The organism is Sphingomonas sp. Leaf339 (assembly GCF_001426195.1).
GTDB lineage: Bacteria > Pseudomonadota > Alphaproteobacteria > Sphingomonadales > Sphingomonadaceae > Sphingomonas.
The window spans coordinates 364,259-379,756 of the sequence record NZ_LMRS01000001.1 but is presented as its reverse complement, the minus strand read 5'-3'; the positions used below and the strand labels follow the sequence as shown (position 1 = coordinate 379,756).

Genomic DNA, 15,498 nt, shown 5'->3' with positions numbered 1-15,498 from the left:
TACCTTTCGTCCATCACAAGATAAGCCGGCAAGGGTTAATGGCAATGGAACAAACCGCGCGGAATACGATGTTCAGGCGCCTTTACGCGGTGGAGCCGGACGAAAATGCCATACGGCGCCTTTAGCGACCGCCATCACCGCGCCCTTCGTGGCGCTTTTGCCCGCCGACAGCGCGTCGATCAGCGCCTCGACATTGGCCGAATCGGTGAAGACGGGTGTGGCGAGCGCGTGATCGGTCCTTACCTGCGCGATGGCCCGCCGCGCCAGCATCCGGCACAGGACACGCGGCAAGCCGGCGACGTCGATCGCGGCGCCCGCGTCCGGCTGGCGGCGACTGTGCCAAGCCCATTCGCTTAACGCCGCCAGATCGGCCTGCGCCTCCGCGACATAGGTGGCGGTACGCGCGAGCCGGGCGGGGTCGAGCAGTTCCTGACCGGCCAGCCAGCGCCGCATCCGAGCCCGATCGAACCGGGCATCGCGATTGGAGGGATCATCAACGGTCGGCATGTCGGCCGCGATCGCCGCCAGATCGGCGCGCCGCCAGCCCAGTAACGGTCTGACCAGTTCGACACCCGGCGCCAACGATCGTCGCGCGCGGATACCGGCCAGCCCCGACGGGCCGCAGCCGCGATTGGCGCGCATCAGGAAGGTTTCCGCCTGATCGTCGGCATGATGCGCGGTCGCGAGCATGGTGGCGCCGATGTTCGTCGCCCAAGTCGCCAACGCCTCGTATCGCGCCGCGCGGGCGGTCGCCTGCACGTTAGCCATTGCGAGCGGTGTCGCAGGGGTCAGGGTCGTGTGGGGAATATCATGATCGACGCACCAGAGCGCGACCATCGACGCCTCATCGGCCGATGCGGCGCGGAGTCGATGATCGAACGTCGCCGCCGCGATTCTATCCGGCCGCGACAGATGCGCCAGCGCCAGCATAGCCATGCTGTCGGGACCACCTGATACGGCGAGCGCCAGTATCTCGCGTTCATCCGGCGTACGACCGAGCGTCGCGGTCAGGTCGCTTGCGAAACGCGCTGCTGCCGCAAGCGGTGCGGGATCGGTCAGCGGTTCACTTGCACTTGGCGGTCGTGCGGCCACGCGTGATGTCCGCTTTCATCGCCGACGACAATTTGCCGGCATAGACGTCGCTCAGTTCGTCATAAACCTTGCACGCATCCGCCGGCTTGCCGAGCTTCACCAGCGCCTGCCCCAGATACAACAGGCTGTCGGGCGCTCGCTCACCGTCCGGCATCTTCTTGTAATTGTCATAAAAGGCCATCGAGGCGAGACTGGGCTTGCCATCGTCCAGATAGGATCGGCCGAGCAGGTTCTGCGCGAAACTGGCGCGGCGGCTCTTGGGATAATCGGCGACGGTTTTCTTCAACTGCGCCTGCGCCTCGGGATACAGCTTCGCCTCCCAGAGGCGGTAGCCGTAGAGATAGGCATCCTCGACCGGCTCACCGCCGGTAGGTCGTGCCACGGCCGCCAAACGGGCAGCGCGACTGGGTTCGGCCTTCGCAGCGGTCGCGGGCGTATCGGCCTCAGGATTCCCCGAAACCGGACGCGATGGGCGGGTGGACGCGATCGGTGCGGGTTCGTCGTCGCCACCGCCCATCGCCGGTGCGGCGGCAGCAATTGGCGGCGCGATCAGGGTCGCGAGTTTGGCATCGGTCGCGGTCTTGTAGGCGTCGAACTGTTCGCGCAACTGGCGTAGCTGGTATCCGTTCTGCTCCGTCTGTCCGGTCAGGCCGGCCATCTGCTGTTCCAGCGACGACACGCGCGCACCCAGGTCGATCATCGCGCTGGAGGCGGGACTGCCGGTTATTTCCGTGGTTGGCGTCGGCGCCGTCACTTCGGGCTGGAGCAACTGATTGTCGCCCGAGGGGAAAACCTTGCGCTGCACCGCGCGCATCTCGCTTTCCAGCCGACCGACGCGTCCTTCGACGTTGCCCGACTGAGCGTTGGCCAGCGCGGGGACCGACAAGGCGGCAATGCCGGCCAGCAGCGTGACGACCGATCGGCCGAGCCGTGCCGTGGTGGGTACTGGGAAAGCGTTACACATCGTCACCGTCACTTATCAATCATTGGGATCGGCGGGTGGCGACGGCTGGGTGGCCGCTCCCGCCGTACGCGGCGCATCGGTCGATCGACGGGTTTCGGCATCCGGAACCAGCGGCGCGGTCGCCGGGTCGATCGGCGCGCCGACCGTGGGCGACGCCGCCGGCAGCGGCTTGCCGCTCGCCCGAGCCAGCAGCGACGGGCCATCGACGGGCACATCCTTGATCGCCCGCGATCCGTCGCCCAGCGCCGGGATGGACGATCCGTTGACGGTGATCCGCAACTGGTCCGGCCGCCCGACATTCACCATCGGCCGGTTGGCGGTCGGCGGGACGTCGAAGCCCTGTCCGGGTTGCAGCGTACCGAGGAACAAGGTGGCGTTGGCGGCATCGTACACGCGCAGCCAAACCTCGTTGTCACCCGCCGCCAGCCGAACCTGCGCGGCCTGCGGGGTCGGCGAAGGGACGGGAACCGTGACCACGGGGCCGACCGCCGGCGTCGTGCTGGCGACATCCGCCTGCGCGGTTGTCGCCGGCCGGAACAAGTCGGTCGCGTACCACAGGCCGACCAGGATCATGATCGCCAAAGCAAGTCCCAATCCCACGATCGCCACCCCGCGTGACGGTACGCGGGTCGGGTCAGCCGCCTGATAAGGCTCATATTCGGGTGCGCGTGGCAGACGGGCCAGTTCGCGGCGAACATCCTGCGCCGCTGCAACCTCATCCGCGCCGACGGCACGAGCATAGGCACGCGCGAAGCCTACCGCATAGGTGGGCGAGGGCAACAACGAGAAATCCGTGGCCTCGATCGCTTCGAGATGGCGCAGCGGCACACGCGTACGCTGTCCCACCTCCGCCAGGGAAAGGCCATGAGCCTCCCGCGCCAACCGCAATCGCTCGCCGACCCGCTCGACTGCAGGCGTGTCGCCGGGCTCGACATCGTTCATTCAGCTACTCCGACGCATACCGACACACGGCATGTCATACCTGATGTTCCAGAGCACCCGCGCGCTGTCAACGCAAGGTTGCCCTGAGTTAGCATCTGCCGCGTCCGTCGGCGATGAGCCGCACGAGCGTTACGCCAGGTCGACTCCCTGTGCCTCCGCCCAAGCGGTCAACGCACCGCGCATATCACGCGGCGGCTTTGACAGCAGATCGGCCATGAACGCCGTCAGCGCCGCCCGGTCAAGCGACCGGATCATTGCCTTCACTGGCCCAACAGCGGCCGGCGTGATCGACAGCCGGTCGATGCCGATGCCGATCAGCGCCATCGCCTCCAACGGCCGCCCGCCCATCTCGCCGCACACCGCCACTGGCACACCCGCCGCCCGCGATGGATCGACGACCCGGCGCAGGAAACGCAGGATCGACGACGACAGCCAGTCATACCGTTCCGCCAGTTTGGGATTGGCTCGGTCGGCGGCGAACAGGAACTGCGTCAGGTCGTTGGTCCCGATCGAGAGGAAATCGATCGCCGGCAGCAACAGGTCGAGTTGTTCGGCAAGGGCCGGCACCTCCAGCATCGCACCATAGCGGACCTCGTTCGGCAGACGCTTGCCGCGCTGGACGAGCCAGTCGCGCTGCGCCTCGAACAGGGCCTTGGCCTCATCGAACTCCCACGCTTCCGACACCATCGGGAACATCACGTTCAACGTCCGGCCCGCGCCTGCCTCCAGCAGCGCCCGCGCCTGCGCCTTCATCAAGCCGCTGCGTTCGAGGGCGAGCCGCAGCGCGCGCCAGCCCATCGCCGGGTTTTCCTCACCCTCCGCCTCGACCGTCAGATAGGGCAGCGCCTTGTCGCCGCCGATGTCGACGGTGCGGAACACCACGGGCCGTTCGCCCGCCGCCTCCAGCACCTCGCGATACAGGCGTTGCTGACGCTCGCGCTGCGGCAGCGTGGCGGAGACCAGAAACTGAAATTCGGTGCGGAACAGGCCGATCCCGTCCGCCCCCGTCAAATCGAGCGCAGCGACGTCATCACGCAGGCCGGCGTTCACCATCAGCGTGACGCGGTGGCCATCCTTGGTCTCCGGCGGCAGATCGCGGAGCGCGGCAAAGGCCGCCTTGCGCTTCTGACGCAGTTGCAACTGGGCGTCGAATGCCTCCTCCATCGCGGCCGATGGGCGCACGAACACGGTACCGCCGGTAACGTCGAGGAGCAGCATGTCGCCCTCCGCGATCGTCCGACGCACGTCGCGCACCCGGCCGAGCACCGGCACCCCCATCGCGCGGGCGACGATGGTGACGTGGGCAGTGAGCGACCCTTCCTCGAGGATCACGCCCTTCAGCCGCCGGCGATCATATTCCAGCAGTTCCGCCGGCCCCAGATTGCGCGCTATCAGGATCGTATCCTGCCGCAGGCCCAGTTGCGCCGCGGTGCCGACCTGACCGGATACGATGCGAAGCAATCGGTTCGACAGGTCCTCCAGATCATGCATCCGGTCGGCGAGCAAGGGATCGTCGATCTGGCGCATCCGCTGGCGAGTGCGTTGCTGCACGCGTTCGATCGCCGCCTCGGCGGTCAGGCCGCTGTCGATCGCCTCGTTGATCCGCCGTGCCCAACCCTCGTCATAGGCGAACATCTTGTAGGTCTGGATTACTTCCAGATGCTCGCCCCCAACGCCGAATTCGGCTTCGCGGGCGATGCGGTCGATCTGTTCGCGCATCTTGTCGAACGCGGCATAGACGCGGTGGCGTTCGGCGTCGGTATCCTCGGCGACCGTATGTTCGACGACGATACGCGGCTGGTGAAAGACCGCTGCCCCCGACGCCATGCCGTCGACCAGCTTCTGGCCGGGCAGATTCACCGCCGCCGTCGACTGCACACGATCACGACCGCCGCCCGCTACATCGATCAGGCCGGCATTGGCGATCAGTTCCGACAGCACCATCGCCACCGTCTGCAATGCCTCGATCTCGATATCGGCATAACGGCGCTGTTCGACATGCTGCACCGCCAGCACGCCCACCACCCGCTCGCGCCGGATGATCGGCACGCCGGCGAAACTGTGGAACCGCTCCTCGCCGGTTTCGGGTTTGTAAGCGAAATCGGGATGGCTGGCTGCCTCGTCGAGATTCAGAACCTCGCCGCGTTCGGCGATCGTACCGACCAGTCCCTCGCCCAGCGCCAGCTTGGTGACATGAACCGCCTCCTGCGCCAATCCGCGCGTCGCGAACAATTCCAACACGCCTTCGCGCAACAGATAGATCGAGCAGACTTCGCTATCGGTCGCCTCGCCGATGATGCCGACCACCTGGTTCAGCTTGGATTGGGCAGGCGTGCGCGCCGCCATCACATCGTGAAGGCGAACGAGGATTTCGCGGGCGGAGGCGGCGGCCGTAGCGGGCATGAAACCATCGCTACCGCATTTCATCGCAACGGGGTAGCGGTGCATCGCGCGGAAACCCGGCATCGACACACAAAATTACAACCATCATGGTTCGCTTACCGATCATTCATCGATTCGCGGCGAATCTTGTTTCATGCAGATGGTTCGCCCCGATCGATTCCGCCTAACCGCCGGGCGTCTGGCGCGTGTCGCCGTTGCCGCTGCAGCGGCGTTCCTGGTTGCGGACCCTGCCGAAGCATGCACGCTGAGTTCGTCCGTCACGACCAGTCTTGGCACCTATTCCCCCGCAGCGGTCAAGGCGGCGGCGGTGCCGGGATTGCAGAGTCGGGGCGGCCTCAGTTGCCCCAGTTCGGTCATCGTCCTGCTCGGCAGCAATTATATCGGCGCGACGGTCAGCACGCTGAACGGATCAATGCTGGTGCGATCGGGCGGCGGCAGCATTCCGTACAAACTTTGGGCCGACGCCACCGCCACCACATACGAGATCAAACCGGGTATCGCCTTCGATTTCATGCAGAACAACCTGCTCAATGCGCTGGGGCTGCTGGGTGGCAGCAACGTTGACCTGCCCTTTTACGTTAAGCCGACCGGTGGCACCCTGCCTCCGGTCGGGACCTATACCGACCGGATCACGATCAACTGGAACTGGTCGCTTTGCCCCGGCGGCCTCAGCCTAGCGGGCCTGTGCCTTGGTACGCGCGATTTCGGCACGGGCACATCGACGATCGACGTGACGCTGACGGTGACGCCTCGCGATGCGACCATCACGATGACGTCGACTACCACCTGGGACCCGGTGAACGGCACCAGCTACCCGAAGACCCTGCCCGGCAGCCGCCGACGCATCGCCGCCAATCTGGCCAACCCTGATCTGGTGCCGCTGGACAGCGGATCGCTGAACGTGATCTTGCCGACACCAGTTGGCACCTATGTCGCGCTGGATGGTGACGGCGCGTCCGGCGCAGCGGCGATCGTGTTGACCGATGGCTCACCCGCGTCCGGCGTCACCGCCCGATACGGCACCCCTGCCGACGCCACCGACAATGTCGATTTCTCCGCCGATGGCGGCGCGACGTGGACCTATGCACCCGTCGCTGGCAACACCGCATCGCAATCGGCCGTCACGCATGTCCGCATCCGACCGCAGGGGCCGATGGCGCGACAATCGAATTTCTCGGTGTCGGTGCCCTATCTGGTGCGATGACCGCTGAAAAAATCGCGCGGCACCTACATCGAGTTCGATCGTTACGCCCCTGAAAGCGTTCACCATGAATGTATTCGAAGGAGCAAACGACATGAACACCACCACCCTGAAGGGCGAAGGTCAAGAACTCACCGGCGGTCTGAAGGAAACGCTGGGCAAAGCGACCGGCGACCGTTCGTTGCAGAGCGAGGGCATCGCCGATCAGCTCGCCGGCAACGCGAAGCAGTTGGCTGGCGCTGCCAAGGATGTGTTCGCCAACCCCGGTCCGACGATCGACAAGGCCAAGGGTTTCGCACAGGCGCGCCCCTATGCCACCGCCGCGCTGTTCGGTGTGGTTGGTCTGGCGCTGCTCAACACGCTGCGCGGCAAGTAATCGTTCGTCGTGGGCCGGCAACGGCCCACGACGCCGTTACCAGTCAGTCGAACAACCCGCCCTCGGTGCCGACCGGCGGGTTAAGCCCCAGATGCTTCCATCCGCCCGTGTTCAGCACCCGCCCCCGCGCCGTTCGCGCAACGAGGCCGAGCTGGATCAGATAGGGTTCGATCACTTCCTCGATCGTGTCGCGCGGTTCCGACAGACCGGCTGCCAGCGTTTCCACGCCCACCGGGCCACCGCGATAGATGTCGGCGATCATGTGCAGATAGCGGCGATCCATCGCATCCAGCCCCAGCGAGTCGACCTCCAGCCGGGTCAGCGCCGCATCGGCGCTACGCTTGTCGACGATCGGCTCCCCTGCCACATCGGCGAAATCGCGTACCCTGCGCAGCAGTCGCCCGGCGATCCGCGGTGTCCCTCGTGCGCGCCGCGCCACTTCCGTGGCGCCGTCCGGCGCGATGGCGAGGCCCAGCAGACCGGCGGCGCGCGTCACCACCCGCGTCAATTCCTCGACCGTGTAGAATTGCAGCCGCACCGGGATGCCGAAGCGATCGCGGAGCGGTGTCGTCAGCAACCCCTGCCGCGTCGTCGCACCGACCAGCGTGAAGCGCGGCAGATCGATCCGCACCGATCGCGCGGACGGCCCCTCGCCGATCATCAGGTCGAGCGCACGGTCCTCCATCGCCGGATACAGCACTTCCTCGACCGCTGGTTGCAGACGGTGGATTTCGTCGATGAACAGGACGTCGCCGTCCTCCAGATTGGTCAGCAGCGCCGCCAGATCCCCCGACTTGGCAATGACCGGGCCGGACGTGGCACGGAAACCCACCCCCATCTCGCGCGCGATGATTTGCGCCAGCGTCGTCTTGCCCAATCCTGGCGGGCCGAAGAACAGCACATGGTCCAGCGCGTCGCCCCGTTGCTTCGCCGCCTGGATGAAGATGCGCAGATTCTCCCGCGCAGCCTTCTGCCCGACGAAATCATCGAGGCTCTTGGGACGGAGCGCGGCATCGACGTCCTCGGGGCGCTTTGTCGCGGTCATGAAGCGGTCGTCGGTCACGCTTCGTTCCGTAGCGGCACCGGGGCGGGCAAGTCGAGGGGGGATGGAATCAGTGTTACAGTTCATCCCGATAGACGACTGTTCTGGCAGCCAAACTGATGGATACCGGCCATCCCATGTCATAGGCAGGCACATCCACTAGCGGATCAGGGTCACCGGTCGAATGAGCGAAGGGTTGCAGGGACTCAGCGAACGCGAAAAGGAGACCCTGCGGCTCCTCCTCGGCGGTCATGACGCAAAGTCGATCGCGCGCAGCCTCGGCCTGTCCATCCACACGGTGAACGAGCGGCTGCGAGATGCGCGCCGGAAACTGGGCGTGGCCAGTAGTCGCGAAGCGGCACGGCAACTGGCCGAGGTGGAGCGGAACGACCCCAATTCGCTTGTGGACAAGCAATTGGGGGTCGCCGGAGCAGTGACAGACCGGACAGAGGCAGCGCATCCGGATCGACGCGGACCGGTGGGACAATCGCTCGTCTGGTTCAGTGGAGGAATGCTCATCATGTCGCTCATCATCGCTGCTGCCGTGCTGTCATCGGCGTTTCACAGGACCGGCGAGCCGCAATCACCGCCAACGTCGGAGATCGTTCCAGCCGCAACGACCCCGAGCACGTTCCGGTCGCCCGGCGCGATCTCTGCCAGTGCATGGGTGTCGTTGCTGGATCAGCGACGGTGGGGCGAAAGCTGGGATGCTGCGGGGGCGCTGTTCAAATCACAGGTGGAGAAAGCACGCTGGGCATCCACGATCCAGCCGCTTCGACAGCAGCTCGGTCAGGTATCGTCACGAACCGTCCAGAATGCGACGAGGACCACCTCGCTTCCCGGTGTGCCCGCCGGCGATTATGAGATCGTCGAGTTCAGGACCAACTTCGCGCAGAAGCACGACGCGGTCGAAACCGTCGTCATGGTGCGTGAAGGATCCAGCTGGAAAGTGAACGGGTATTTCATCCGGTGACTCCAGCCGGGAAGGAGATTGGACTTCGGTGAAAGCTACCGCGCCAGCGCCTTCTCCACCGCTCGCCACAGCTCGCCGATCGCCTTCGCGCCCGGTGATTTCGGCGCATAGGTGCCGACCGGGGCGCGGCGTTCGGTCATTGCCTCTACCGCGCTTGCCATTGGGATGACGGGCCAGTCGGGATGCTCGGCGAGCGCCGCTTGGTGTAGCGCGCGGCGGCGGTCGACCATCGTGAAAACGGGCATCAGCGGTGTTCCCGCCCCTTTGCGCGCCGAGACATGTGCCGCCACCGTTTCGAACGCGCGTCTGGCGAGCGGCGCGGGGATCACCGGCACCACGACCAGATCGGCGGCGCGGAGTATCTGGTCCGACGTGTCCGTCAGCCCCGGTGGGCAGTCGACCACGATCCGGTCGAAATCACGCGCGAAGCCGTCGGCCAGCTTCGCCAGCCGCTTCTTCTTGTCGAGATCGTGGAACAGCCTGTCGAGATGCCGGAGCGACGCATCGGCTGGCAGCAGCGACAGGCGATCCACCGCCGTCGCGCGGATCAGCTTGTCGGGATCAGCATCCTTCAGGATCGCCGCCTGCGCCTCGACCCGACCCGGCCCGTCGACGCCCATCACCCAACTCGCGGCCGCCTGCGCATCGAGGTCCCACAACAACGTCCGCCGCGACGACAGTGTCGCCGCTGCCCAGGCGAGGTTCACCGCCAGCGTCGTCTTTCCCACGCCGCCCTTCAGACTGTACACCGCGATCGTCGTCATGGCCGGGCCCTTTGCATCTGCGGATGACGCTATCGCGACGCCTTGCGCAGCGCCAGCCGGACCAGCGCGTCGAGGCTGGCGGTATCGCCCAGCTCCTCCTCCGCCGCTGCGACCGCGGTCGCCGCCTCGGCGGGGCGGAAGCCCAGATTGAGCAGGGCCGACACCGCATCTGCGCTGGCGCCCACCGGCAGCGCTTGCGCGATGGCGCCCGGCCCCAGCGGCACCGCGCCGACCTTGTCCTTCAATTCGCGGACGATGCGTTCGGCCAGCTTCGGCCCGACGCCGTTCGCGCGGGCCACCATCGCCTTGTCCTGCGACGCGATCGCGCGGGCCAGTTCGTTCGGCTCCAGCGCCGACAGGATCGCCAGCGCCACCCGCGCGCCGACACCCTGCACGCCGGTCAGCAGCCGGAACCAGTCGCGCTCGGCGGCATTGGCGAAGCCGACCAGGCGGATGAAATCCTCGGCGACCAGCATCTCGGTGAACAGCGTCGCCGCCTCCCCCACCGGCCCGATCGCCGCCAGCGTGCGGGCGGACGCGCCGACCAGATAGCCGACGCCGCCGACATCGATCACCGCATGGTCGATGCCGGTTGAATCCAGCCGGCCCTTCAGATGCGCGATCATGCCATCACCCTCGCACGGCGGGCGAGCCCCTCGGCGCTGGCGAGGTGATGCGCGTGCGTGATCGCCACCGCCAGCGCATCCGCCGCGTCCGGCCCCGCCAGCTTCGCGCCGGGCAACAACACCGCCATCATCGCCTGAATCTGCCGCTTCTCCGCACCGCCGGTGCCGACCACAGCCTTCTTGACGGTCGAGGGATGATATTCGCCGATATGCAACCCCGCCGTCGCCGCCGCCAGCAGCACGACGCCGCGCGCCTGACCCAGCTTCAGCGTCGATTGCGCGTTGGAATTGCCCAGCACCTCCTCCACCGCGGCGCTGTCCGGCCGCTCGGCGCGGATCACTTGGCCGAGTGCCTCGAACAAGTTCGACAAACGACGGGGGAGCAGCATCGATGGTTCGGTCTTGATCTGGCCGTTGGCGACATGGCTCAGCCGGTTGCCATCGGCGCGGATCACGCCCCAGCCAGTGGTGCCGAGACCGGGATCAAGACCGAGGATGATCATGGTGTTTTCTGCCTTCCCGCTTGCGGGAGGGATAAACGCCACCCCACGACGATCATCCGCCCAGCTTCTCCATCACTTCGTCGGATACCTCGTAATTGCCCCACACCGTCTGCACGTCGTCGTCGTCGTCCAGCACATCGATCAGCTTGAACAGCGTCGCGGCCTCGTCCTCGTTCACGTCCACCATCGTCTGCGGACGCCACGCCAGCTTGGCGCCCTCGGCCTCGCCGAGGACGGGTTCCAGTGCCTTGGCGACTTCGTGCAGGTCGCCCTGCGCGGTCCAGATCTCGTGGCCGTCCTCGGACGAGGAGACGTCCTCGGCGCCCGCTTCCAGTGCCGCCTCGAATATCTTTTCGGCATCGCCGACACTGGCGGGATAGTTGATCAGGCCCATGCGGTCGAACGCATGGCTCACCGAACCGCTGGCGCCCAGATTACCGCCGTTCTTCGCCACGGCGGTACGCACGTTGGTCGCGGTGCGATTGCGGTTGTCGGTCAGCGCCTCGATGATGAGCGACACGCCACCGGGGCCGAAGCCTTCGTAGCGGATCTCCTCGTAATTCTCGGCATCGCCGCGGCTCGCCTTGTCGATCGAGCGCTGGATATTGTCCTTGGGCAGCGATGCGGCCTTGGCCGCCGCCACCGCCGCGCGCAGGCGCGGGTTCATGTCGGGATCGGGCAGGCCCATCTTGGCCGCCACCGTGATCTCTCGGCTCAGCTTTGAGAAGAGCGAGCTGCGCTTCTTGTCCTGCGCACCCTTGCGGTGCATGATGTTCTTGAACTTGGAATGGCCTGCCATCGGTGCCTCTTGGAATGGTTGCGATGCCCTTAGCGCCCGATAGGGGCTTTCGCCAATGGCGCCCTTGGGCCAAATGGGCGCGATCATGACAGTCAGCGTGGATATGGGATTGGACGATCGCGGCGGCGCGGTCGGCATGGACCTGGAGGAATTGCTCGCGACCCGCCTGCTGGTGCAGGGCAATTCGGGGTCGGGAAAGTCGCATCTGCTGCGCCGCCTGCTCGAAAAATCCGCCGGTCAGGTGCAACAGGTGATCATCGATCCGGAGGGCGATTTCGTCACGCTCGGCCCCGCATATGGCCATGTCGTGATCGAGGCGGCGGATTATTCGATCCCAGAGGTCGCCCGATTCGCGACCCGCATCCGCGAGCACCGCGCCTCCGTCGTCCTCAGCCTCGAAGGATTGGAGGCGGAGGGGCAGATGCGCTGCGCCGCCGCGTTCCTGATGGCGCTGTTCGATGCGCCGCGCGAACATTGGTATCCCGCGCTGGTCGTGGTGGACGAGGCGCAATTGTTCGCCCCCACCACGGGTGGCGAGGTGGCGGAGGAGGTCCGCCGCGCGTCGCTGTCGGCGATGACCAACCTGATGTGCCGGGGGCGCAAGCGTGGTCTGGCCGGCGTGATCGCGACGCAGCGGTTGGCGAAGCTGGCCAAGAACGTCGCGGCCGAAGCGTCGAACTTCCTGATGGGGCGCACCTTCCTCGACATCGACATGGCGCGCGCCGCCGATCTGCTCGGCATGGAGCGGCGGCAGGCGGAGGCGATTCGCGATCTGCCCCGCGGCACCTTCATGGCGCTGGGGCCGGCGGTGTCGCGGCGGCCGGTCTCGGTCAGGATCGGCACCGTCGATACCTCTGCACGGTCAGGCAGCCCCAAACTGACGCCGCTTCCCGCCGCCAAGGCGTACGACCTCGCCGATATGCTCGCCGAACCGGTGGTCGATGCACCGATGCTGCCGATGACGTTCGAGGCCCGCCCCCGCCTCGTCCCCGCAGACGAACTGGTCGCCGATATCGGCCGCCCCGCGCCCGCGCCGATGGCCCCCGCCCCGGCCAAGGATGCGGACGAGGTGGAGGCGATCTATGCCGACACGCTGCGCGCCATCGTGGCGGATGCCGACGCCGCGCTCCGCCCGCCCTCCGTCCTGTTCCAGGATTTCCAGGTGCGGTGTCGTATGGCCGGTCTTGCCAGACCGCCCCTCGACCTGCCCGGCTTCACCCGCCGGCTGAGTTGCGCGCGGGCCGGCATCTTCGACGTGCATGACGAGGAATGGGCAGAGGCGCTGGCGCTGGCCGGCACCTTGCCCGACGACATGATGGGCGCGTTCCTGCTGGTCGCCCGCGCGGCCAAGGAAGCACGTCCCTGCCCGTCCGATACCGAGCTAGCGCACACCTATGGCACCAGCTCGCTCGGCCGTGTCCGTCGCCTGATCGGCTACATTGAAAGCCGCGAACTGTTCGTGACGCGGATCGACCTGTCGGGGAAGCGCTCGATCACCATCCCCCGCCTAGGCTGGACGACGGAGCCGGCGGAGGCTGCTTGATCCAGAGCAACGTGATTTAAGCGGACCTATCGCACCGGGCCCATCGTTGTCGCAGGGATACCTGAATCGAAGGACTACCCATGAGCGACACGATCGACCTCAACCCCGGCAACGGCGGCGAAACGCATCAGGTGGCGGATGCCGACCATCCGGTGCTGACCACCAATCACGGCACGCCGATCAGCGACAACCAGAACCAGCTGAAGGCCGGCGCGCGTGGCCCCGTGCTGCTGGAAGACGAGGTCTATCGCGAGAAGATCAATCATTTCGATCATGAGCGCATTCCGGAGCGTATCGTCCATGCCCGCGGCTCGGCTGCGCATGGTTATTTCGAGTGCACCGAAAGCCTCGCCGACATCACCGTCGCGGACATGTTCCAGAAGAAGGGCCAGCGCACCGAGGTGTTCACGCGCTTCTCCACCGTCGCGGGCGGCGCCGGATCGGTCGACACCCCGCGTGACGTGCGTGGCTTCGCCGTCAAATTCTATACCCGCGAGGGTAACTGGGACCTTGTCGGGAACAACATCCCCGTCTTCTTCATCCAGGATGCGATCAAGTTCCCCGACCTGATCCACGCCGCCAAGATGGAGGCGGATCGCGGCTATCCGCAGGCCGCGACCGCGCACGACACCTTCTGGGACTTTATCTCGTTGATGCCCGAGTCGATCCACATGATTATGTGGGCGATGTCGGATCGCACCCTGCCGCGCACCTTTGCGAATATGGAGGGGTTCGGCGTCCACACCTTCCGGTTCATCAACAAGGAAGGCAAATCGACCTTCGTGAAGTTCCACTGGAAGCCGAAGGCGGGTCTCGCCTCGACGATCTGGGACGAGACGGTGAAGATCGCTGGTGCCGACCCCGATTTCCAGCGCCGCAACCTGTTCGAGAGCATCGATCGCGGCGACTTCCCGACCTGGGAACTGGGCGTGCAGCTGTTCGATGAGGCGTTCGCGAACAGCCAGCCCTATGACGTGCTAGACGCCACCAAGATCATCCCGGAGGAAGTGCTGCCGGTGAAGATCGTCGGCCGTATGGTCCTCGATCGCTATCCCGACAATTTCTTCGCGGAGACGGAGCAGGCGGCCTTCGTGCCCAGCCATGTCGTGCCGGGCATCGGCTTCTCCAACGATCCTCTGCTGCAGGGTCGCTTGTTCAGCTACACCGACACACAATTGTCGCGTCTCGGCTCGGTCAATTTCCACCAGCTGCCGATCAATTCGGCCAAGGGTCGCGCCGAGGCGGCGGGTTGCCCGTTCATGAACCAGCAGCGCGATGGCCATATGCAGATGGCGGTGCCCAAGGGTCGCGCGAATTACGAGCCGAACAGCCTGGCGAAGGCGGGCGAGGAGGCCGGCGCGCGCGAAGACCCGGCCAAGGGCTACAAGACCTTCCCGTCCGATGAGGAAGGCCAGAAGCTGCGCATCCGGCCGGAGAGTTTCGCCGATCACTACAGCCAGGCGCGGTTGTTCTTCCGGTCGATCGACCCGGCGGAGCAGGCGCATCTCGCCTCGGCGCTGGTGTTCGAACTGTCCAAGGTGTCGCTGCCGCATATCCGCACGGCGATGATGGCGAACCTGCGCAACGTCGATGAAACGCTGGCACAGCGTGTGGCCGATGGCCTCGCGATGGACCTGCCGGCCGCGTCGAAGACCGCCGCGCCGGTGCTCGACATGGACCTGTCGCCGGCGCTCCGCATCATTCGCGGTCCGCTGGAGAAGCATACGCTGGAAGGCCGCACCGTCGGCATCCTGTTCGCCGACGGCACCGACGCCGGTGAACTGAAGGCGGTGAAGGATGCGGTGAAGGCCGCCGGCGGCACGCCGCTGACGATCGCGCCCAAGGTCGGCAAGGTGCCGCTGTCGGACGGTTCGACCATTCAGGCAGATGCGCAACTGTTCGGCCAGCCTTCGGTAACGGTCGATGCCTGCGCCGTGATCCTGTCGAAGGAGGCGTGTGCCAAGTTGGTGAAGGAAGGTGCAGCCGTCCAATGGGTGATGGACGCGTTCGGGCATCTGAAGGCGATCGGCCATAATGCCGCCGCCAAGCCGTTGCTCGACAAGGCTGGCGTTGAGCCGGACGAGGGCGTGACCGATCTGGACGGCTTCGTCGAGGCGGCGAAGAAGCGGTATTGGGACCGCGAGCCGAACGTCCGCACGCTGGCGTAACGGAAGAACGGGGTCGCCACCCTGCCCTCACCCTTCGCCGGCTACGCCGCCTTTTCCCTCTCCCATCGGGAGAGGGAGGGACGCACGAAGTGCCGGAAGGGT

14 protein-coding genes are annotated in these 15,498 nt (G+C 66.1%); 5 read left to right on the top strand and 9 right to left on the bottom strand.

Annotation, left to right across the window (positions count from 1 at the left end; all coding sequences use genetic code 11):
• Window positions 1-72: 72 nt before the first annotated feature.
• The 4 genes from tilS to ptsP all read right to left on the bottom strand — a co-directional run bounded on the left by tilS (window position 73) and on the right by ptsP (window position 5,401).
• The gene (tilS, locus tag ASG67_RS01765; protein WP_056524412.1) at window positions 73-1,092 is read right to left on the bottom strand and encodes a tRNA lysidine(34) synthetase TilS; all 1,020 of its coding nucleotides are present in this window, start codon (window positions 1,090-1,092) and stop codon (window positions 73-75) included.
• Complete coding sequence (locus tag ASG67_RS01760; protein ID WP_056524409.1) at window positions 1,064-2,056, bottom strand: hypothetical protein; 993 nt, start codon at window positions 2,054-2,056, stop codon at window positions 1,064-1,066. The genes tilS and ASG67_RS01760 overlap by 29 nt, the downstream gene beginning before the upstream one ends.
• Window positions 2,057-2,071: 15 nt before the next feature.
• Window positions 2,072-2,998, bottom strand: coding sequence for a helix-turn-helix domain-containing protein (locus ASG67_RS01755; protein ID WP_056524406.1), 927 nt, complete (start codon window positions 2,996-2,998; stop codon window positions 2,072-2,074).
• Between the two features lie 129 nt (window positions 2,999-3,127).
• Window positions 3,128-5,401, bottom strand: a complete 2,274-nt coding sequence (gene ptsP / locus ASG67_RS01750) for a phosphoenolpyruvate--protein phosphotransferase (protein WP_056526246.1) — start codon at window positions 5,399-5,401, stop codon at window positions 3,128-3,130.
• 133 nt (window positions 5,402-5,534) lie between these two features.
• Here ptsP and ASG67_RS01745 point away from each other — a divergent pair, with 133 nt between their 5' ends.
• Entirely contained in the window at window positions 5,535-6,605 is a 1,071-nt protein-coding gene (locus ASG67_RS01745) for a spore coat protein U domain-containing protein (RefSeq protein WP_056524403.1), read from the top strand.
• A gap of 91 nt (window positions 6,606-6,696) precedes the next feature.
• On the top strand, window positions 6,697-6,978 hold the full coding sequence (locus ASG67_RS01740; RefSeq protein WP_056526243.1) for a CsbD family protein: 282 nt from the start codon (window positions 6,697-6,699) through the stop codon (window positions 6,976-6,978).
• A 43-nt stretch (window positions 6,979-7,021) separates the two neighbouring features.
• Here the strand turns inward: ASG67_RS01740 and ruvB are convergent, their stop codons facing one another.
• Window positions 7,022-8,041, bottom strand: a complete 1,020-nt coding sequence (ruvB, locus tag ASG67_RS01735) for a Holliday junction branch migration DNA helicase RuvB (RefSeq protein ID WP_056524400.1) — start codon at window positions 8,039-8,041, stop codon at window positions 7,022-7,024.
• 163 nt (window positions 8,042-8,204) lie between these two features.
• Here ruvB and ASG67_RS01730 point away from each other — a divergent pair, with 163 nt between their 5' ends.
• Window positions 8,205-8,993: a helix-turn-helix domain-containing protein gene (locus tag ASG67_RS01730; RefSeq protein WP_056524396.1), complete on the top strand. Its 789-nt coding sequence runs from the start codon at window positions 8,205-8,207 to the stop codon at window positions 8,991-8,993.
• 35 nt (window positions 8,994-9,028) lie between these two features.
• Here the strand turns inward: ASG67_RS01730 and ASG67_RS01725 are convergent, their stop codons facing one another.
• Genes ASG67_RS01725 through ASG67_RS01710 form a run of 4 tightly spaced genes read right to left on the bottom strand, consistent with a single transcriptional unit; the run spans window position 9,029 to window position 11,685 of the window.
• The gene (locus tag ASG67_RS01725) at window positions 9,029-9,757 is read right to left on the bottom strand and encodes a ParA family protein (protein WP_056524393.1); all 729 of its coding nucleotides are present in this window, start codon (window positions 9,755-9,757) and stop codon (window positions 9,029-9,031) included.
• 29 nt (window positions 9,758-9,786) lie between these two features.
• A complete protein-coding gene (gene ruvA / locus ASG67_RS01720; RefSeq protein WP_056524390.1) occupies window positions 9,787-10,383 on the bottom strand; it encodes a Holliday junction branch migration protein RuvA in 597 nt (198 codons plus the stop codon).
• Window positions 10,380-10,886, bottom strand: a complete 507-nt coding sequence (gene ruvC, locus ASG67_RS01715) for a crossover junction endodeoxyribonuclease RuvC (protein ID WP_056524387.1) — start codon at window positions 10,884-10,886, stop codon at window positions 10,380-10,382. The genes ruvA and ruvC overlap by 4 nt, the downstream gene beginning before the upstream one ends.
• 52 nt (window positions 10,887-10,938) lie before the next feature.
• Window positions 10,939-11,685 (bottom strand): YebC/PmpR family DNA-binding transcriptional regulator, encoded by a 747-nt coding sequence (locus ASG67_RS01710; protein ID WP_056526240.1) that lies wholly within the window; start codon window positions 11,683-11,685, stop codon window positions 10,939-10,941.
• A gap of 85 nt (window positions 11,686-11,770) precedes the next feature.
• Between ASG67_RS01710 and ASG67_RS01705 the strand changes: the two genes are divergently transcribed.
• Window positions 11,771-13,228: an ATP-binding protein gene (locus ASG67_RS01705; RefSeq protein ID WP_056526236.1), complete on the top strand. Its 1,458-nt coding sequence runs from the start codon at window positions 11,771-11,773 to the stop codon at window positions 13,226-13,228.
• An 80-nt stretch (window positions 13,229-13,308) separates the two neighbouring features.
• Window positions 13,309-15,396, top strand: a complete 2,088-nt coding sequence (locus ASG67_RS01700; RefSeq protein ID WP_056524384.1) for a catalase — start codon at window positions 13,309-13,311, stop codon at window positions 15,394-15,396.
• Window positions 15,397-15,498 lie beyond the last annotated feature (102 nt).